Annotated in this window: 17 protein-coding genes; 1 reads left to right on the forward strand and 16 read right to left on the reverse strand. The window is 52.7% G+C overall.

Features of this window, described 5'->3' with window-relative positions; all coding sequences use genetic code 11:
* Window positions 1-36: 36 nt before the first annotated feature.
* The 8 genes from AC52PS_RS08590 to prfB all read right to left on the reverse strand — a co-directional run bounded on the left by AC52PS_RS08590 (window position 37) and on the right by prfB (window position 9247).
* A complete protein-coding gene (locus tag AC52PS_RS08590) occupies window positions 37-1473 on the reverse strand; it encodes an ABC transporter permease (protein ID WP_495562646.1) in 1437 nt (478 codons plus the stop codon).
* Window positions 1470-2213 (reverse strand): ABC transporter ATP-binding protein, encoded by a 744-nt coding sequence (locus AC52PS_RS08595; RefSeq protein ID WP_495562647.1) that lies wholly within the window; start codon window positions 2211-2213, stop codon window positions 1470-1472. Before AC52PS_RS08595 ends, AC52PS_RS08590 begins: the two co-directional genes overlap by 4 nt.
* Window positions 2206-3534, reverse strand: coding sequence for an FtsX-like permease family protein (locus AC52PS_RS08600; RefSeq protein ID WP_495562648.1), 1329 nt, complete (start codon window positions 3532-3534; stop codon window positions 2206-2208). Before AC52PS_RS08600 ends, AC52PS_RS08595 begins: the two co-directional genes overlap by 8 nt.
* The gene (locus AC52PS_RS08605) at window positions 3531-5009 is read right to left on the reverse strand and encodes a hypothetical protein (RefSeq protein WP_495562649.1); all 1479 of its coding nucleotides are present in this window, start codon (window positions 5007-5009) and stop codon (window positions 3531-3533) included. Before AC52PS_RS08605 ends, AC52PS_RS08600 begins: the two co-directional genes overlap by 4 nt.
* 7 nt (window positions 5010-5016) lie before the next feature.
* On the reverse strand, window positions 5017-5910 hold the full coding sequence (ftsY, locus tag AC52PS_RS08610; protein ID WP_495562650.1) for a signal recognition particle-docking protein FtsY: 894 nt from the start codon (window positions 5908-5910) through the stop codon (window positions 5017-5019).
* 151 nt (window positions 5911-6061) lie between these two features.
* Complete coding sequence (locus tag AC52PS_RS08615) at window positions 6062-7750, reverse strand: PEGA domain-containing protein (protein ID WP_495562651.1); 1689 nt, start codon at window positions 7748-7750, stop codon at window positions 6062-6064.
* Window positions 7747-8124 (reverse strand): response regulator, encoded by a 378-nt coding sequence (locus AC52PS_RS08620; protein WP_495562652.1) that lies wholly within the window; start codon window positions 8122-8124, stop codon window positions 7747-7749. The genes AC52PS_RS08615 and AC52PS_RS08620 overlap by 4 nt, the downstream gene beginning before the upstream one ends.
* Before the next feature lie 18 nt (window positions 8125-8142).
* Window positions 8143-9247 (reverse strand): peptide chain release factor 2 gene (gene prfB, locus AC52PS_RS08625; protein WP_495562653.1). Its coding sequence is split into 2 segments (ribosomal slippage): window positions 8143-9186 and window positions 9188-9247, totalling 1104 coding nucleotides; the frame shifts between segments, so codons are not numbered across the junction.
* 112 nt (window positions 9248-9359) lie between these two features.
* Here prfB and AC52PS_RS08630 point away from each other — a divergent pair.
* Window positions 9360-10628: a tetratricopeptide repeat protein gene (locus AC52PS_RS08630; RefSeq protein WP_495562654.1), complete on the forward strand. Its 1269-nt coding sequence runs from the start codon at window positions 9360-9362 to the stop codon at window positions 10626-10628.
* A 167-nt stretch (window positions 10629-10795) separates the two neighbouring features.
* On the opposite strand, the gene AC52PS_RS08635 is transcribed toward AC52PS_RS08630, so the two are convergent.
* The 8 genes from AC52PS_RS08635 to AC52PS_RS08670 form a co-directional block, all read right to left on the reverse strand.
* Complete coding sequence (locus tag AC52PS_RS08635) at window positions 10796-12841, reverse strand: alpha-amylase/4-alpha-glucanotransferase domain-containing protein (protein ID WP_495562655.1); 2046 nt, start codon at window positions 12839-12841, stop codon at window positions 10796-10798.
* Window positions 12842-12925: 84 nt separating this feature from the next.
* Window positions 12926-13534, reverse strand: a complete 609-nt coding sequence (locus AC52PS_RS08640; RefSeq protein ID WP_495562656.1) for a hypothetical protein — start codon at window positions 13532-13534, stop codon at window positions 12926-12928.
* Entirely contained in the window at window positions 13531-14145 is a 615-nt protein-coding gene (locus tag AC52PS_RS08645; protein WP_495562657.1) for an Rnf-Nqr domain containing protein, read from the reverse strand. Before AC52PS_RS08645 ends, AC52PS_RS08640 begins: the two co-directional genes overlap by 4 nt.
* Window positions 14142-14615: a hypothetical protein gene (locus AC52PS_RS08650; protein WP_495562658.1), complete on the reverse strand. Its 474-nt coding sequence runs from the start codon at window positions 14613-14615 to the stop codon at window positions 14142-14144. The genes AC52PS_RS08645 and AC52PS_RS08650 overlap by 4 nt, the downstream gene beginning before the upstream one ends.
* The gene (locus AC52PS_RS08655; RefSeq protein WP_495562659.1) at window positions 14612-15760 is read right to left on the reverse strand and encodes an RnfABCDGE type electron transport complex subunit D; all 1149 of its coding nucleotides are present in this window, start codon (window positions 15758-15760) and stop codon (window positions 14612-14614) included. The genes AC52PS_RS08650 and AC52PS_RS08655 overlap by 4 nt, the downstream gene beginning before the upstream one ends.
* A 1-nt stretch (window position 15761) precedes the next feature.
* On the reverse strand, window positions 15762-17138 hold the full coding sequence (locus AC52PS_RS08660; protein WP_495562660.1) for an RnfC family protein: 1377 nt from the start codon (window positions 17136-17138) through the stop codon (window positions 15762-15764).
* 43 nt (window positions 17139-17181) lie between these two features.
* Window positions 17182-18840, reverse strand: a complete 1659-nt coding sequence (locus AC52PS_RS08665) for a hypothetical protein (protein ID WP_495562661.1) — start codon at window positions 18838-18840, stop codon at window positions 17182-17184.
* Window positions 18837-19298, reverse strand: coding sequence for a divergent PAP2 family protein (locus AC52PS_RS08670; RefSeq protein WP_495562662.1), 462 nt, complete (start codon window positions 19296-19298; stop codon window positions 18837-18839). Before AC52PS_RS08670 ends, AC52PS_RS08665 begins: the two co-directional genes overlap by 4 nt.
* Between the last annotated feature and the right edge of the window lie 33 nt (window positions 19299-19331).

Genomic DNA, 19331 nt, shown 5'->3' on the forward strand with positions numbered 1-19331 from the left:
GTAATGTACCAATTCCCCGGTGAATTTCCGGGAAACTCAATGCCGGTGCAGAAGGGAAATCGGATCCAGCCGAACGGCCCTGCGGGCGGGAAGAAGAGACATTATAATGCTCAGCAGAATAGAAACTGCGGCCATCCAGAGAACATCCGCAGGATGCAGGTGCACCGGGATACTGCTCAGATAGAAATCCGGATTAAACAGCTCGAAAGGAATATATACATCCCTGGGAGAAATAAGCCGGGTTTTCAGGAATCCCACTGCATTTACAATAAATTCAAGTATTCTGACAATGCCGTTCACATTATACGCCGCGATGCTTCCCAGTGTAAGCCCCAGAACCGTACCGATGGAACCGGTGATTCCCCCGGCAGCAACAAAGACCGTCATCAGCTGGGAATTCCTCATTCCCATGGCTTTCAGAACGGCAATTTCCTCCTGTTTCTCCAGCACCAGCATAATCATAGCCGCACTAATATTCACAGCGGCAACTAAAACAATCAGTACCATAATAAACAGAAGCAGGTTTCTGGTGGTAATAAAACTCATATACTGGCTGCGTTCCAGATCAAACCAGGTATACAGCCGCCAGTCGGTATCCAACCCCTGCCGGAAGCGGTAAATGAATGGCGTTTCCCCCTGGTTCTCTGCAATACCACTGCCGGGAAGATCGATGAAACTGAGGTTTCCGGCCTGGGGATCCAGGGAAAACGGATCGCTCACCTTAATTCCAATGATTTCCCGGGCTTCACCCGGGGGGATGACCGACATGGCGTCCTCACTGTTCATGAAAACCCAGAGTGCATCCAGCTCCCGATACCCGCTGGAAACAATGCCGGTAACCGTGAAGCTGCTCACCTTGGGCAACAGCCCCCGGGAACTGTCACTGCGGGCGGTAATAACCCTCACCCGATCACCTGTTTCAAGATCAAGGGTTGCTGCAACATTCTGTCCGATAACTATGGATCGGCGCTCCTCCAGATTAAACTCACCTGAGTTTACTTCCATGTAGCGGCGGAACCCCCGGTCCTTCGCATATAGCTGAGGATCGACCCCTCTGATCTGCACTCCGTTGTGCCCCTTGCCTCCGGCAAGGAGTCCCAGTCCCTGTACTTCACGGTATGCACCAATCACCTGGGGATATTCCAGAGCCTTTTGCACCTGTGTTGCCGATGCCTCTGCTCCCGCCCGACCCCGGGATACCAGCTGAATGTGATAGCTGCCGGTTTCCAGATACCTGGCAGTAATTCCGCTGATCATTCCGTTTGCCACGACGAATACCACCACTAAAGGTATCAGACTGAGAGTTATGCCGATAACTCCTCCACGGACCCTGCGGAAACTGCTGCCCCGCCGGGATTTTCCCCCGCGGAAGCCCCCGGAACCGAAGAGAAAGCGAAGGGTTATGGACGAGAGGAAGCTCAGACTCCCCCTGCCGCCCGACAGACCCTGTAGGTCATTGCCCGATGAATTCACTGCTGAAGCCTCCCCTTGGTGAGATGAAGGGATCGGTCTCCCCTTGCAGCAAGACGCTGATCGTGGGTTACAATGATCATTGTTCCGTTCCGGCTGCGAACCAACTCGAAGAGGACATCTTCAACCTCTCGGCTTCGCTCCTCGTCCAGGCTTCCGGTGGGTTCGTCGGCCAATATGAGGGCAGGATTATTAATCAGAGCCCTGGTAATGGCCACCCGCTGCCGCTCTCCTCCGGATAGCTGGTGGGGAAGATTATCCAGCCGCTCGCCCAACCCGACCCGGGAAAGAAGCTCCCGGCCCCTGGCTTCCGCATCCTGGCGCTTCTCTCCGGCAATCAGAGCCGGAAGAATGGTGTTCTCCAAAGCCGAAAAGTCCCTGAGTAGATGGTGGAACTGGAAAATAAAGCCCAGCTTTTTCTGACGGTAGGCAAAAAGCTGCTGTTCTTTCAGGGAGCTCACCCGAATGTCCTCCACGGTCACAGTTCCCCGGTCAGCGCTGTCCAGTCCGCCCAGAATATTCAGAAGGGTGGTTTTGCCCGAGCCGCTTTCTCCGGTAATAATGGTGATTTCACCCCGGGAACATTCCATACTCAAATCATCCAGGATGGTAATGCCTTCATTGCCGTTGCCGTAGCGTTTTTCCAAACCTTCAACACTCAGGTATGCATGGCCGTTCATCTCGTTTTGCTCCTCGTTGTTCCCCGCTTGCTCAAATTGACTGTTTGCAAGAACATCACTCATCGTTCAGCACCTCTCTGGGCTTCAGGCTGGATACTCTTCTGGATGCAGCCAGGGCGGAGACCATGGCTGCGGAAAAGGACAGCAGAGATATCCCCAGCAGCTCACCGGGAATAATGCTCACCGGCACCTGTTCCAGATAAAAATAGCTGGGGGAAAAAATGCTGAAATTCGTCTGTCGGCTCAAAAATACCACCGCGGATTCAACGGCGGAAAAGATCCCGTTTATGTTGGCAGAAATAAGGATGCCGGCACTTAGGCCGATCAGGGTTCCCAATAATCCGATAAGCACCCCCTCAACTACAAAAATGCTCCTCACATCATTGTCGGATGCTCCCATCACCTTCAAAACGGCGATATCTTCCATCCGTTCATGCACCGAGCGGCGCAGTCCCTGAAAGATATTCACCCCCACAACCAGGAAAATGAGGCCCACCAGGAAAAACATCATGGTTTTCTCCACTCTCAGAGCACCGAAAATACTCCGGTTGAACTCCCTCCAGCTGGTAATGGATTTTTCGCCCAGAGATGGGAAGCGGGAGCGTATCCGCTGCATTACAAGAATATCTTCAAAGCGGTTATCAATTTTCACCGCCAATTCCATTCGGTACCCCGCCTGAAAACGCTCTCTGGCGGTATCCAGACTGATAAACCCCCAGTTCCGGTCGAATTCATAATATCCGCTTTCGAATGTATCTGCCACACGCAGCTCAATGCTCACCGGTTCACGCAGGGATATGGAATCTCCCCCCAGGCCGGTAAGTTGAATATAGTCTCCCCGCTGCACACCCAGAAAACGGGACAATTCCCGTCCCAGAATAATTGAGTCTTCCGGAATCTGTGTACCCCGCTCAAGCTTCAGCCGCCGGGCGAACTCCCCGTCACGGGCAATAAGCTCAGGATCGATACCCTTAAGAACAATGGACTGGGTGCCGCTAAAATAGCCTTGTACCAGAGCCTGAGTCTCAATAATAGGAAAGGCCAGTGAAACACCCCGAATATCTTCCAGCTCCCGGGTGGTCGGCAGTTTGGAAACAACGGCCTCATCCCCGGATTCGTTGGCCGCTCCCATGGGAATTCTGATATGGAAACTGTTCAACTCTATGAGATCCTCTATGGTGTTCATTTGAAAACCATTCATAACAGAGATGACGGTGATCATGGTTAACACACCCATTGCCAGACCGAGAACCGAAAGGGATGCGGTTACCGAACTTCGGGATTTCCGCCTGCTCCGGAGAAGCCGCCGGGCGATGAACAAAATCCATTCAAGACGCCTAAAGGTCCTTACCCTGGCGCTATTCTGCCTTGAAAATCTATTCATTCACTACCTCCAGCCGCTGATTGACCGTATTCCCGACGTCGCACCACCTCACCATTCACAAGTTCTTCCTCATATATGCGCCGCTCCCCCTCATACACAACCCTGAGAACCGCCTCCCCCCGGATATACCGGGTTTCCAACACTTCATTCCCCTCGTACTCAAGCTTCCGGAATATTTTGCCGTCCCTGGTACTCACCACTTCAGCCAAACGTCCTTCCCGGTAACTGTAGCTGGTTTCCAGAACGCCAAGAGGTCCCTCATAACGCTCCATCAGTATATCACCCTGATCATTATAGCTGAAACTGCGCTCTTCAACCCTGCCGTCGGGATACTCACGCCGGGAAGATTCCAGAAGATTGTCATCCCGGTAGCGCCTGATTTCCCTTCCGCCGCCGGGGAATTGCTCTTCTTCCCTACGCCCTCCGTCCGCGCTGTATCGCATCTCGACCCTGGATTCAGGGGAGTTTTTGAATTCAATTCTCCCCCCGTCATCATAGCGGCGCAGACTGAGAATATCCCGCTGTTCATCCCGAATTATCTCTCTGAACCCCCGGTCACCGTCCCGGGCGTAGGAAAACTCCCGGATCCGGCCGTTCTCCCATCGGGTCTGGGATAAAAAGCCCAATGACCTATCGTATAGATTCTCAATGAACAGACTGATATTACCCGTGGAGTTGTAATGAAGTTCCAGCAGAAGCAGGGTCTCGGTTACAGAACCCCGGACTTCGGAGGCAGCATTGACAGCTCCCTGTGTCTTGGAGGGGTGAATGCCCGGCCAGGATAACAGAGGTGCGCCGGGAAGGAGATGTGGGTCTCCCCCGGATCCGGAGCTGTCCTCAAATGCCCGCTCAATACCGTGCAGCTTCAGCCGGGTGCCCAGATATCTCTCTCCGTCCTCCCCATCTCCGGACAACAAATATAGATGTTCCAATCTCAGCCGATAACCGGTGAACAGCGATGCGGACTTGCTTCTTAAGGGGCCGGGAAGCTCATCCAGATCCCACTCCTGAATCAGCATGAGGTACTCCGCCTCACCTCCCGTTTCAGGGGTGGGAGCGGCGGGGGGAAGTACGGTGCTCATGGTCTGTACCCGCGGGGAACGCAGATTATCCCCAGGAATCCATCTCCTGGAGGCCGAATACAGGCTCTCCACATATCCCCGAGAAAGATCCCCGATAATCAGGTCCAAGGCCCCCATATCTTCGGGAAGATACGCGTAGCTGTGCGGCAGTTCGACAGAAACAGGCTCTGCTTCCCGGTCCGCAGGGGATTCCCGGTCCGCGGAAGGAGCCCGGTCCGCAGGGGATTCCCGGTCCGCAGAAGGGGCCCGGTCCGATTCCTCTTGCCGGGCAGGTTCCTGCCCCCTGGGAGAGCCGGGAAGGGAATCCTGCTGCCCCCACAAAACTGGCTGGGCTGTGAACAACAACAGTAAACAGCATGCCCATTTCAGAGCCGCCGGGAAGGGATTCTTCATGACCGGACTACCCTTCAATTGCCGACATAATGCTGTCAACCAGGGCATCGGCGTCCATTGGGCGTATATCTTCATAGCGTTCACCGGTACCCATATAAGCAAAAGGAATTCCCAATGTTCTGCTGATACTCAGAGCAAGACCTCCCCGTGCCCGTGAATCATACTTACTGAGAATTATGCCGTCTATTCCCACGGCCTCATGGAACACTTCCGCCTGCTGAATACCGTTCTGTCCGGTGGTTGCATCGATAACCAGAATCCGTCTATAGGATGGGTCATCCACCTTGCTGCGGATTACCCGGTCAATTTTCTGTAATTCCTTTACCAGCTGACTTTTGTTATGCATTCTCCCAGCGGTGTCCGCAAGGAGTATTCCCTCGCCTTTGGCTTTAATGCTTTCCAGACCGTCGAAAATTACCGCGGAAGGATCGGCGCCCTGGCCCTGCTGGAAAATTTTCACCCCCAGACGCTGGGCGTGCACCCCCAACTGCTCAACCGCAGCTGCTCGGAACGTATCTCCGGCTGCAAAACTGACGTTTCGCCCGGCATCCAGCCAGCGGCGGGCCAGTTTGGCCATGGAAGTTGTTTTCCCCACCCCGTTTACCCCCAGCACCAGATATATGACGTTATCTTCCTGCCGGGGATCAAGATCTACGGTAAGAATCATACGGCTGATAACATCCCTGACAAAAATCCGCAATTCCTCGGGAGAGGAGATTTTTCCCGCCTGTGAGGAATTTCGCAGTTCATCGGAAATGTCCATGGCAATGGAAGCTTTAATATCAGCTTCTATGAGGGCATCTTCCAGCTCTTCGTAGAACCCCTGGGTGTCAGGCCCCTTTTGAAAAAGCCGCCCGATACGGCTTGTGAGTTTCTTCTTCTTTCTGAAATGTTTAAACATGCTGCCTTCCAATATCCTTATAATGAAGCTCTGAGAAATCAGTACCCGTCTATAATACTATCTGGTGAGGCAATTTCAAAAATCAGCGATTTTGAAATTTGCCAAGACCTTTCGCACTCAATTTGTACGGGTCCCCCATTTTTTGGCTGGATCAATAATCAAGTACTCCCCGGGCCTGCTCTGCGGTCTGCAGATACTGTATGAGTTGATCAATACTGTGTACAGAGCTCAGCACGGCGATGCTCAGAGCGGTGAACGTGACGGTCCTGGCACTGTATATTTTCACCCGGTGAATATCCTGCTCCTCCGCCGGCCAGCTCAGAAAATCCGCGGCACTGAGATTAAGGTTCACTCCCTGGGAAATGAGAGACGTAATTCCGGAGATCAGAGTCATTCCAAGGGCCCCGTAAAACTGGCGGCGGTCCCTCTGCATCTGGAGCTTCCAGTCCACGCTGTCCGGCGGCAGACGGAGTTTGAGCATTCTGCCCACATCCGGTTCCAGAAGGAGATAGGAATTCTGGATCTCTTCTCCCCTGATTTGAAGATACCGGGTTTCCTGCTCCAGATCCAGAAGCAGGGGCGTAACCCCGAGGCGGCTGCTTCCGTCGAACACCTGCAGTCCGGCGGGAACCGTATGGAGGGCCAGACGTCCCTGGGGCTCCCGGGGAGGCGGCAGGGTGATCCCGGCGGTTTCTCCCCCGTTGAGCTGAACCTTTCTGTCCACAACCATCCGGTCAGCCAGGTATATCTGTACTCTCCTGAGCCCCGGCTCCAGTACGGAAAGAAGCGCAGGAGCCGTGCCCCGATATTCCCCATCGATGTAGACCCGGTATCGATCCATGCTTGGGTTCTCTCCGGTATTCGTTTCCGGTGGTTGTGGCGGACCTCCTTCCGGGGTATTTTCGGAGAGGGCTGCCGTGGCAGGCTCGGCGGATTCGGACCCAGTCCCTGTTTCCGCTTCACCCTCTATTCTCGGCGCAGTCCCTGATTCCGCTTCACCCCCTATTCTCGGCGCATCCCCTGTTTCCGGAGCAACATCTGTTTCCGAAGAGACGGCTGGTTCTGCTGAAATTCCGTCGGTCCGGACCTTTGGAAGACTGATTTCCATGGAGGCAAACGGGGCGTTATACAAATCGCCGCCGATCTCCCGGGAGATATACTGCTTAATTGAATCCAGAGCTTCTATGCTTCTAATGCTGAACAGCCGGGATGCCAGAACCGCTGAGGCCGGAGAAGGAATATAGGGGCTGAAAATCACAATATCCACAAACGCGTAGCCGTCCTGAATCTGCACATGCCCGCCGATAAATAGGTCCACATCGGACTGTCGGGACATATCTTCAAGCAGACGGGGATGAAAGGTTCCTTCCCCTGCAAGATACGCCCGGAGCCCCCGGGCATAGTTGCGGTAGTAGCTTGTTGACAACCCGGTGATGTTTTCGACTTCCAGCTCACGCCTCTCGGGAGGAAGAATTTCGGGTAGGCCGATGATGTTCCCTTCCTCATCCCGCTCCTGGAGAGCTTCCCGAACCACATTTGAATATCCTTCACGTTCTGAGGCGCTGAGCGTCCGGAACCTGATATATGCAAGGGCTTCCACAATCGCTTCTGGGAGGCTTTTAGCCAGAGGAATACTTCGCAGAACGTCACTGTCGTCAGAAATAAAGGGGAGCACCCCCACCTTCCAGGCTTTGGAATATTCCGCATCCAGCTGCTGCCCAGCGGAATGTGCTCCCTCATCTCCCGCGGCATCTTCACCGGCCCCCCGGGCGTGGAGGGGCAGGGGGAAAAGAGCTATGAGGAGGAAAATCTGCAGATATCGTCGGAAAATGGGGATCATACTCCTCCGCGCCCCGCCCGACGGCGGGCCCGACTGAGGGCATCTGCAACCCGTTCGGATGTAAACGGCTTTACAATATAATCAAGGGCTCCCATATTCAGAGCCCTGAGTATTAAATCCCGTTGATCTATGGTGCTGCACATAATAATGCTTCCCCGGGGGTTTATATGGAGCATTTTTTCCAGGGCTTTCATGCCATCCATCACGGGCATGTTAATATCCATGAGCGTAAGCAGTTCCGGATTCTCTTTGAACAATCTCACAGCCTGCCTGCCGTTCACCGCCTGCCTGGAGACCTGAAATCCCGCTTCCTCAACCGCCTGGGTCATAAGCATGCGCATAAAGGGCAAATCATCAACTACAAGCACATTCATTTCACCGGCCTCCGGTATTTACTGACTCTCATCCCATTTCATTTTCAAATAGGATTCGATAAAAGCATCTATGCCGCCGTCCATGACGGCCTGAATGTTGCCGGTTTCCGTTTTGGTCCTGGCATCCTTCACCATGGTATAGGGCTGAAAAACATAGGAGCGAATCTGGGATCCCCAGGAAATATCCAGCTTTTCCGCGGCATTCTCCTGTTTTTCTTCTTCCTGTTTCGCTTTGTAATAATCATACAGACGGGACTTGAGCATTTTCATTGCCCGGTCCTTGTTCTTGTGCTGACTCCGTTCATTCTGACACTGGACGACGATGCCGGTCTCCAAGTGAGTAATCCGCACCGCCGAATCGGTCTTGTTCACATGCTGGCCTCCGGCGCCACCGGCACGGTAGGTGTCCACTCGAATATCATCCGGGGAAACATCCACATCAATTTCATCATCAATCACCGGGGACGCATATACCGATGCAAAGGATGTATGACGTCTCCCGGAAGAATCGAATGGGGATATTCTCACAAGCCGGTGAACCCCGGTTTCACTTTTCAGATATCCGTAGGCGTAAGCTCCGTCCACCTCAAGGGTAACGGACTTAATGCCTCCTTCGGCCTCCTGAAGATCCAGGGTCTGGGCTTTATAGCCCCGGGATTCTATCCATCGGCTGTACATTCTTAAAAGCATGCTCACCCAATCACAGGCCTCGGTGCCTCCGGCACCCGAATGGATGGTAAGGTAGCAGCTGGAGGGATCATGCTGGTCGGAAAGAAGTTCAAGAACCCGCAGTTTATCGTAGCGGTTCTCCAGCTCCTTCAGAGTGCCCCGGATATCATCTTCCAGTGAGTCATCCCCTTCAGCCTTGGCCATTTCAAAAAGATCCAGCAGGTCATCGATCTGCCCGGTCATCTCCTCCCAGGGCTCCCACCTGTCCCGCATCTGTTTGATTTGGGTCATGATCTTTTCAGCCCGGGTTCTATCGTTCCAGAACTCAGGATCGGAGGTTTGTCCTTCAAGCCGGGCCACTTCCTCTTTCAGCGCATCCGAGTCAAAGAGACCTCCATGTGTCATAGATTAAGCTCTGCAGCTCTTTTATGGGCGTTTGAAGTTCTTCAAGCATGTATTCCTCTCTTACATTATAATATATATGGAATTTCCTTGGTAAACCGGGTATAAAGCCGGAGATAGATATATAGACAACAGGGAAATTGCCGATTATTGTAACAGAAGCAATGAAAAGTGCAAACGCCGTCGCAGAAAAATTGATTATTCTCACCCTCGTTCTCACCTCCTCTGCAATACCCGGGGCTGCAGTCCATTCCCAGGAACTCCAGGAGGAGGATTTTACACAGGCAGAGGTGTTTACTCCCTATGTGAGCCGCTTTCGAACCGCCGTTGCAGGCAATAAGGTCCGGATAACCTGGATAGATGTTCCGGAATTGGAGAATGAGGTATACCGCCTGTACCGGAGCGAAGATGAAATCTTTCCGGAGAACCTGAATCGGGCAACACCTCTGGCCGATATTCCCGAGGGTGCCCAATCCTATGTGGACGAACTGAGGGAAAACGGCGGCTACCACTACGCCCTGCTCACCCTGGACGAAAACGAAAATGAAATCCCTCTTTTAATCCCCTTTCAGAACAAGACCGTGCTTGCAACGGTGATCAATTCGTTCGCTGAAGAATCGCGTGCCCCAGGTATTGCTGCCATTAAAGCGTCCCCTTCCGACGCTTCAATTCAGATCAGCTATGATGTGGTTGGCAATTACGGAAATATCAGTCTATTCAGAAGCACATCTGAGATCCTGAATTCCAGAGATTTGGAGTCGGCGGTTAAAGTAGGCGAACTGCCTCCGGGTCAGGAGTCCTACAGTGATTTTGTTTTGCCGGGAATTCCGTATTTTTATGCCGTGATTGATGATTTTTCAAGCGCCGAAGCTGAAGAAATCCTTATACCAGGGCAGAACACCACGACCGAATCCGTGGAGCTGCCCCTTGGAACGGGATTCACCTCCCTCAGACAGGGGTCGGGTGAGACACTCCCCATTCTCATGCTGAACACCTCAGTGGTCAGCGGCGACAGACTTCCTCCTTCGGGGGAAGAAATCCCTTCTCCCACAACCATCGGCGAAGATTCCCGGAATGCCGTCGCCGCCCTTTTGGATCCCATAACACTGGACAGGGAGCCTGAGGTTCTGCCGGATATTCTCCCTTCGGAACGTAATCTTCTCGAAACTGCAGACCGGGACCGGGTTCTGGCAGAAATTGTTCAGGGGAGCTTTGCCCTGGAAAACTACGATATTGCCCGGAGACAACTGGAGCGGCTTCTCAGCCTCTCCCCCCCCGGCGAGCTGGGTTTCAGGACCCGATACTATTACGCCCAGAGCCTCTACTTTCTGGGCAGAATTCAGGATGCCTTTCTTCAGTTTCTTTTGCTTCAGGAAGACAATTACAGCACCATTACCCCCTGGATGGACCACATCCTGGGAGAACTTTCCTGAACTGATTCATACATTCACACGAATTCCACTACAATAGCGGAGTAGATGCCTATATTGAGGAAGGTTCAGGAAAGGAATATTCCCCTGTCAGCGTCTGGCATTGTCGGCGTCCGGCATTGTCAGCGTCTGGCATTGTCGGCGTCTGGCCCTGTCAGCGACTATCTCTTTCAGCGTCTGGGGAGAGGTGAGAAGGAAAGACTGATCTCGCATTCCATGGCCTGGCCGGGTTCGAGATCCAGCTTCCATCGGGGAATTATTGTGGAAGCCTGATAAATTTCCCGCCAGCGCTCTCTGTCCAGGTGCTCGGTAATCTGGGGAATGCTCCAGCAGGGAACATCCTGGGAAAAGTCCATATCAATCTTTACCTTGTTGAAGAGATCTTCAAAAATAAACCCTGTGGAAGTTTCAATATCTAAAAGGGAGGGACCGATTTCCACTTTTTTGCTTTTGTTCAGCTTTGAATAGAGACGCAGGTACTGCACGTCATTAGATATAAAGCTGAGATTCAATTCGGGAGCAAAATACTGCAGAGCTTTCTGGTCAGATACGTTTTCTATTCGGTATTTCACCACAACGGATTTTTTGTCGAAGTGGTATGTTTTTTCAAGCTTCATGGGAATGGGCTCATGCTCAACGTGGATGTTCCCTTCACAGCTGAGGGTAAGCTCAGTTTTCTTTTTCAGAGCACTGCCGTTGCCCATAACCTCATAGGCGTCGGAAATAAAACTCCCGGAATCCTCAAAACTCATTTGTTCAAACTCATGAATTCCCGTTTCCTCGTTCAGAAAATGGTCCACAAAACTGCGGCGCGGATAGTTGTCATAGCCCCGGGCTTCCTGCACGGGACCGTGATACACTTCAGGGTACCGGCCCATATTATCAAGATAATTCCATGGAGAGCTGAGATAATCCAGTTCAAACAGGATCCCGCCCTGGGTATGGACATATGCATTAATGAAATTTCCCTGATACAGGTATTCATCTATGCCGTCCATGTCGAAGTCGTAGTTGGTAACCGACGGAGCAAAAATTCCCTTTTCCCTGGTCATCAACTCCGAGCGGATCAGGGAAGAATAAATTTCCTTGCGGTAGTTATTGAAATAGACACCGCCCCTTTCCCCATGCCAGAACGGCATATGGGTCTGTCCGTGCCAGAGTTCTTCCCGGGCTGCCTGTTTGCGGTATTTATCTCCCCGAATCTGGGCTGTTAAGCTTTGCACAAACTGCATTTTGGCGTACATCAGATTGACTTCCGAATAGCGCCCCAGATTCTGGCGAAAAATGCTTCCGTAATAATACCCGGTGCGCCCCACACCCGAGGTAATGGTGCCTTTCCGGCGAAGATAGCGCTCCAATGCACTGATGGAACCGTATGCCAGCATTTCATCGAAAGATGTTGCGGGAAAGTAACCCCGGGATCTCCTGCGGTTTTTCCGGAGATATTTGGCGGGAAGCAGGGTCTCAAGTTTTTTTTCCTGAACCATAGAATCCAGCCGTCCCAAAATTTTTTCCATATGCTCTTCAATCAGCCGGGGGTCAAGGGTACCGTCTTCCGCATCCTGATGTATTCCGTGAATCATGGTGAGCACCTGATCTTCACGGTCAGCCTGAACCGATTCGATTTTTTTCTGGATTTGATCGGGACTCATACTCCAGAAATTCTGTCTGACATCGTGGGAGATGGGAAAAACCACCATGGTTTTACCCTGATCCTCTGTAATGCATGGAGTATTGAAATCCCGCTCCTCAAAACCTGCTTTCCAGAAATGGTATTCATCCAGAAACACAAAATCCATTCCGGCGGACTTAAAACTGGAGGGCATTACCGGTTCCCAAATCTGCTCGGTAACCCAGCAGCCTCTGGGTCGGCGGCCGAAATTTCGCCGAAGGTAGGTGGTAAGCAGTTCAATCTGACCAATCCGGTCCTGTTTAGGAATAAGCCCGAACACCGGTGCGTAATACCCGCCGCCGATCAACTCCAGCTGTCGACGTTTGACCATCTCGCCGATGACATCAATAAATTCGCTGTGCTGCTCCTCTATCCATTCAAGAAGGCTTCCGGAGAAATAGAGCACCATGCGCACCCGGGGATGGGCATAAAGTACTTTCAGAAGAGGTCGGTAATAGCTCTGATACAGATTTTCCATTTCATCTGTGAGGAGACCGAGGGGAGGAGAATGTGCACTTCCGAAAATGACCTGGGTTTGATTCATGATAAACGTGTACCGTTGAACGGTTATCCTATAATTCTAAATTGTACTCGCACACAGACGTTCTCTCAACATCTGAACTGAAAATTATGGCATGAAGCGGATAAAAAACGCCTGATCCAACGCAATAAGCAGCATGGCCATCAACGCAGCCGAAAGAATCATCATATTACTGCCCTTTAGCCGGGGTCTGCCCTCTTCAAGATCAACTTTGACCCGGATGGAGACAAACAGCAGCAGGGAAATTCCCAGACCGGCCCAGGCGGATGCAACCACAATCAGACTCTGATACACGGTGAGCCTGGAGTAGCCGATTACCAGTACGGGTATGAGAAGTACAGGATCACGGAAGAGTCTGTCAACCGCCTTTACGATAATTTCCCGGTGCTCCAACCCCCGAATTTTCGAGAGGATGAGAATAAAAAGCGACCGGAAAATAAGATAGGCCAGTGCAAAAAAGCTGATGAAAAGCGCTTCGCCCCGGGGCAGAAGTATGCACAATCGCTGAATAAGGATGGCTATGACACCCCACAACAGCAGATATCCGCCTTTATACAGCCAGTGGCGCTTCAGACTGTCCCGGATCATGCTCCGTCCACCCACCGGGCTGCCGAGAATCTCAGCCATACCTGCCAGGTACAGGACAAAAACATTGAGACTTACCGTAAATATAAACACAAGGGATGCGGTGTTCATTCTTCCCTCCCTGATTCAATGGCAGACCTGATATACGCCAGAAGCAGCAATGCGCCGAACACGGTGGAAAACAGCATGAACGGCCCGGGGGTCTGCAGGAGCTCAGGATCCCAGGGACGAAGCCGCATATTCAACGAACCGAAACTGATGAGTTCCCGGAGCAACGCAATGAAATTCAGCAGCAGAATATATCCGAAAAGGCCCGCAAACAAGGCACCGACCTCCCGGTCTTCCGTCCTTGGGGACTTCCCGCCGGGCCATTTCACCTCTCCGGGCAGCAGAAACATGAGCCCCTGATTCATGACCAGAATCATGGGAAGAAGAATCCCCAGGTCTGATCTGAGCAGGGGAAAGAAACTCCCCATGAGAATATCGATAATGCTTATCCAGACTGCAGCGGTAAGAATTCTTGCTGAATACCAGAGACGCTCATCGAAAAGATTTTGAATAATCAGATTCATGAGCAAAAGCAGCGAAGCATAGATCAAAAGTACCATGCTGATACTCAATGAATAGATAAGTCTTGAGGAAAGAAGCAGGATCGGTCCGATTCCCGCAACGGTGCACAACAGCGTGTTTGACCGATAGAGATGCTGAAAAAAATGTTTCATAAGGCAAGCTCCCCTGCTTCACGGATAATCCCCCGCAGCCGTTGGGCCCACTGGGGGTCTGGGGGCCGGGATGCAAAAGGGTTATCTCCATGATTCCACATGTGCCCGTTGCCCATATACCATCCCTCCAGGGGGTTATGTATGTGCACCAGACGGTGGGCGGCGTACTCTCCCCGGACATCCAGATGAACCAGAATCCGAAGCCGGGAAAGGCCGGTATCCTGCTCCATAAGAAGCACCTGCTCCCCGTCTGAGCTTACATATATTCTCCTCGCAGGGCCCTGGGGCAGTTCGCGTATTTCAACAATCCGTCCGCTGAGGTTCAATGTGTCCAATGCCTGCCGCTCATATCGTAGAAGGGTGTCTTCTCTCACTCCATTGCTTAACAACAGAATCAGCAGGATCAGCATGGCGGAGAACAGAATCAGGAGAGAAAACTGAAGAATGGCATATCCGTTTTTTCTGGTCATTTCCTGCCCCTTTTCTCGAAACCGAACGGTTTGGGCCGGGTAAAAATAATAATCGCCGGGCTGAACATGTTCATAATAAGAACCGCCAGCACTGAACCGTCAGGAAGCAGGGAAAATTCCCGGAAGAGGAAGACCAACACCCCCACTCCCACTCCGAAGAGCAGTTTCCCTCCGGATGTGTAGGGTGTGGTTACCGGGTCGGTTGCCATGAAAAAAAGAATAAACAGAAATCCGCCGCTGCTTAATGCAAACAATACATCTCCGGTGAAAAGGCTGCTGCCCCAGTTCACACCGGAAAATACCGCGGTTAAGCCGCTGAGAGCCAGAACGCCTCCCGTGGGAATCTGCCAGGAAATAATTCCCCGGGCAAACAAAAACACCGAAACCAGGAGAATCAGAAGAATGGATGTCTGTCCGATCCCCTCCAGCTTGAATCCCAAAATATAATCAATATATCCGTCGGGAAGTTTGGTCCCCCCTGACAGAAGAATTTGCTCATTAAGGAAGCGGGAGATAAGACTGTCTGCGGTGGTGAATTCTCTGTCGATCATTTCCATCGGCCGGAATACCCGGGCCGCACCGTCGTTCATCAGGTTCATCTTAATCCTGGCCATATCCGTAAGGCGGCTTGTCCCGGGGTTCCAATTCAATCCCGGAATGAGCGAAGTACTCCAGTCCCGGGACTGCATGCCCCCCGGCCAGCTTAGCCCGGCGAACAGGGTTCCGGCCAGAGCGGGATTCAGCCAGTTGGCACCCAGCCCCCCGAAACTCCATTTCACCACCACCATGCCGAAAATTCCTGCAATTATGGGAATGAAGGGACTCACAGTAACCGGGAGAATCAGCCCCAGAAGAAGACCGGATAGAACTGCACTGCCATTGCCCAATTCATCCATGTACAGCTGAACACTGAAATCCGATTTGCGGGTGAAGAGCATCCCCAACAGCTCCCCGGAAAGGGAACTGAGAACCGCAAGGGTGACCACCGCAAGACTGTAAAAACCAAAAACGAGAATACCCCAAATCAGAAGGGGCAGCAGCAGGACAGACATGGTCCACATCCCCCTGGAAGCCGATATGGCTCCTGAATAATGGGGAAGGGCTGCAGATGACAGATTCCTTGGCATATTGATTCGTGAACTCACATCAGTCTCCCTTGATAATTGTGTCTGATGCCTGCTGCCCCTGGACCTCCTGCAGCTCCTGTGACTCCTGCAGCTCCTGGGAGCTTCGTACCATACCATCCCGGATTATTCCCGTAAGAGGAATGTGGGAGGGACACACATGGGAGCAGATACCGCACACCCTGCATGCGTTCAGCCCGGCCTCAAGGGCTTCATTGAGTCTGTCCTGGCGAAGCAGTTTATGAAGGATCACCGGCTCCAGATTGGCGGGACAATGATCCACACATGCACCGCATTGGATGCAGGGACGTTCCTGTTCGATTCCAAGCTCTTCCTGGGTGAGGGCGAGCACCGCAGTGACCTGTTTGGTAACCGGACTGTCCGCCTCCACGATTTCATACCCCTGAAGGGGATTTCCCACCAAAAGCTTCGCCGCCTCCCGCTGGAGGCCCCCAACCTCTGCAAACACTGCGGAAATCGGGGTTCCGATGCGCACCCGGACAGTTCGTGCTGCCCCCAGAGCTCCCCCCCCAATGGTGATGAGCCTGTCGACCAGCGCTTTACGAAGCACCACCGCTTCATACACGGCAAAGAGGGTGGACACTGCCAGCACGGCAACCGGGGAACTGGAAAAATCAGCCTGGGGCATCAGCTCTTTTTTGGAGACCATATGAATGAGTTCATACGGGTCTCCCGCCGGGTACTTGTCGGAACGAATTTTCCTCCGGAGTTTCACCCCCCGGGATTGTGCTGCTTTCCGGAACTCCATAACATAGCGGCGGTGGGATGCGGGATGTACGAACCATACATCTTCGGTACTGAGAATTCTCGAGAGAATTTTCAACGCTTCCACAACCTCTCCCGGATGCTCTTTCAGCAGACGGATTTCGTTGGATAAAAACGGGTAACCGCTGGCTGCATTGATGACGATGGAACCCGCCTTATGCTTCCGCATATCCCTCAGCATGTCTCCAAGGGGCTCGGTGAAACCGTCCATGTGCACCAGGCCCTTCTCTGATATCAGATCGATAAGAGCCAGGGGGCTCAGATCCTCCCAGGGATGGGGTTCCCGGGGTTTTCCCAGATAATCGAACTGCCCTTCCAGTCTGATACGTATTCCCCGGCAGCTTTCGCCGCTGGGAAGCTTCATATCCACCACATCTTCAACAACTCCGGGAATGGGTGCGTGAACTGCCGCGCCCCGCCCCTCTTCACAGCGGCCGATAAGCAGCCCTTCTCTCACATGATCCCCCTTCTTTACAAGGGGAAGCGCCTCCACTCCCTGGTGCTGAAGCAGGGGTACTATTGCATGATACGGCAGGGATGCCGACCACACCGGACGGGAAAAGTCCGGTTCTATAATTGAATAGGGCTTAATTCCCTTTTCATGAGCTATCACGATCACCTCTTTATGGCCGGAAATGGTAACGCCGAGCCCCGGATCACTTTCTTCCACCGGGTTTCACACGGTGAATTATTCTGCTGATAACCGCGAAGCGGCCTTTACTTATCCAGGGAAAAGCTGCCAGCAGCAGGAGAAGTAACTCAGGGATCAGACTCCAAACCCGGGAGAATACGGGAATGGAACTTTCCGGGCGCACATCATACCATCTTTCTCCGTCACTATACAATTGAAGCATAGAATTGTCTGCCATGCTCTCCAGCTCATTTTTCAGCCAGATTCTCCCGATTTCCAAGACCACCTCATCGTAGGATTCCAGCTCACCATTCTCCTCACGGCGGAATCTGCTAAGAAGCACACGGCCGTCCTCAAATCTCCCCGCCTGCTGGGCATCGCTCTGCCGAAGGGCTAAATAGGGAAAAGCCTGTTGGTAGGCCCGGTTAGCCAGCAGAAGTGCGGCGGGAGAAAATGCCCGGTATGGGTCCCGACGGGTTTCATTTTCCACCCTGAGCTTCATTACATCCCTGATCTCCCCCAGAAGTTGGTCGGTCTCCTCCCCATTCTCCAGACTACCCTGTAGCTCCGTGGAAATAAAGGTCACCGGGAAACCTGCGGCATTCACCCGGAACACCACCGGTACGCTGACTGCAATGAGTACGGCGGCGATTACCAGAATCCGTTCCTTTCTCCCGGGCAGATCCCATGAGGGGGTAATACCCCGGGTAAAAAACAGGGGATGTTCCCGTTGGGTACGCAGATGCCCATGATGATTCATTACACCCAAAAGCACCCAAAAGCCGGTAAGGGTAAGGGGAATAAGCATGATGCTCTCCAGACTGCCGTAAAACAATGCGGAGAGAAGAATGGCGGCGGCGAGTCCGCCGATCCAGAACATGTGATACGGATGCTGCCCCCACAGCTTACGGGCATAATATTTCAATACACCCCGTAATCCCGGTTGGGCGGGTGAGCCCGCGTCTCCCCGGTTGAGTTCTCTCTGATACTCCAGGTCCTGGCGGTAGAAAAAGTCCCTCAGCGCAATGAAATATATAATCAAGAGGGAAAAATGGATGGGTATACGCACAGAGAAAAGGGGGAGCACCACCGCACCGGCAATGAACGTCCAGAAGCGCCCGTGGTTGTACATCAGCACCAGGACAAACAGTACCGTCCAGATGAGCACTCCGAACAAGGGGGGAAGACGGTTGTCCACATGAACAAAATTGGCCATTCCGTTCCGTGAAAGGTGACGGGAAAGGGCATCCGGATCCGCCCCTCCGTGGTTTCCGCCGGGAACATACAGCAGACCTCCCGGGTGACGGGAAGATTCAAATATTCCCGCAAGATCCTGTATATAAGGGGGGACTCTGGGATCTTCAGGAGAATTCCGCTGGAGCAGTTGTTCAAGCTGAAGCTCCCCGGTCTGGGAGAAATTATTGAACAGCAGGGTGGCATTGCCCCGATGGATGATCTTCCCCATGCCGTAATTTTCCATGAGACGGGCTGCGGCGGAGGTTGAACCGGACACTTCCACAATGAGAAGCTCCGCCTGATCCGGGTTGCCCACAGTGCTATCCATGGAACTGATTCCGGGAATCAGAAAAAACAGCGCCGCCAGCATCAACAGCAGAATTCCCGGAGGTACTATCCTGGCAGCCCAGAACAGAGGGCTCGCCAGAGAATGAGCGCTATGTTTCATGAGGCCATCAGACTGGAAAGGAGTGCTATGCCGCCGCCCAAAAGAACTCCCGCCAGCACCTCAGGGGGAGTATGGCCGTGAACCTCTTTCACCGGGGCGAAATCTATCTGCTCACGTTCCTCCAGGGTGCGCCCCAAACGGTTCAGAGCCTGAGCCTGCCGTCCTGTTGATAGGCGGACTCCCAGGGCGTCCCTGATCACGACAATTGCGAAGAACAGAGAAAGTGCAAACAGGGTGGTGTTTATTCCCTCAAGAATTCCGGTGCTCACCGCGAGGGCAGTCACCAAAGCCGAGTGGCTTGAGGGCATTCCTCCGGTTCGCCACATAAGGCTGGCAATAATATCGGCTGCATTATGAAGTCTGCGTTTATATATCCCATTGAGAATTGTCTTAATAAATTGTGCTGCAAACCAGCTCAACAGAGCCGAGGTGAAAACCGGATTAACCGCGTCGAACATCTACACTCCAGGGCGAATTATGTGCATATAATA

The sequence above is a fragment of the Salinispira sp. genome (genome assembly GCF_059431795.1).

What these genes read in the sequence shown, in the direction of transcription:
- AC52PS_RS08645 (WP_495562657.1), bottom strand. Translation starts at nt 14,145, where the DNA reads ATGAAACATTTTTTTCAGCATCTCTATCGGTCAAACACGCTGTTGTGC.
- AC52PS_RS08665 (WP_495562661.1), bottom strand. Translation starts at nt 18,840, where the DNA reads ATGAAACATAGCGCTCATTCTCTGGCGAGCCCTCTGTTCTGGGCTGCC.
- AC52PS_RS08650 (WP_495562658.1), bottom strand. Translation starts at nt 14,615, where the DNA reads ATGACCAGAAAAAACGGATATGCCATTCTTCAGTTTTCTCTCCTGATT.
- AC52PS_RS08635 (WP_495562655.1), bottom strand. Translation starts at nt 12,841, where the DNA reads ATGAATCAAACCCAGGTCATTTTCGGAAGTGCACATTCTCCTCCCCTC.
- AC52PS_RS08640 (WP_495562656.1), bottom strand. Translation starts at nt 13,534, where the DNA reads ATGAACACCGCATCCCTTGTGTTTATATTTACGGTAAGTCTCAATGTT.
- ftsY (WP_495562650.1), bottom strand. Translation starts at nt 5,910, where the DNA reads ATGTTTAAACATTTCAGAAAGAAGAAGAAACTCACAAGCCGTATCGGG.
- AC52PS_RS08630 (WP_495562654.1), top strand. Translation starts at nt 9,360, where the DNA reads ATGAAAAGTGCAAACGCCGTCGCAGAAAAATTGATTATTCTCACCCTC.
- AC52PS_RS08670 (WP_495562662.1), bottom strand. Translation starts at nt 19,298, where the DNA reads ATGTTCGACGCGGTTAATCCGGTTTTCACCTCGGCTCTGTTGAGCTGG.
- AC52PS_RS08595 (WP_495562647.1), bottom strand. Translation starts at nt 2,213, where the DNA reads ATGAGTGATGTTCTTGCAAACAGTCAATTTGAGCAAGCGGGGAACAAC.
- AC52PS_RS08620 (WP_495562652.1), bottom strand. Translation starts at nt 8,124, where the DNA reads ATGAATGTGCTTGTAGTTGATGATTTGCCCTTTATGCGCATGCTTATG.
- AC52PS_RS08600 (WP_495562648.1), bottom strand. Translation starts at nt 3,534, where the DNA reads ATGAATAGATTTTCAAGGCAGAATAGCGCCAGGGTAAGGACCTTTAGG.
- AC52PS_RS08615 (WP_495562651.1), bottom strand. Translation starts at nt 7,750, where the DNA reads ATGATCCCCATTTTCCGACGATATCTGCAGATTTTCCTCCTCATAGCT.
- AC52PS_RS08605 (WP_495562649.1), bottom strand. Translation starts at nt 5,009, where the DNA reads ATGAAGAATCCCTTCCCGGCGGCTCTGAAATGGGCATGCTGTTTACTG.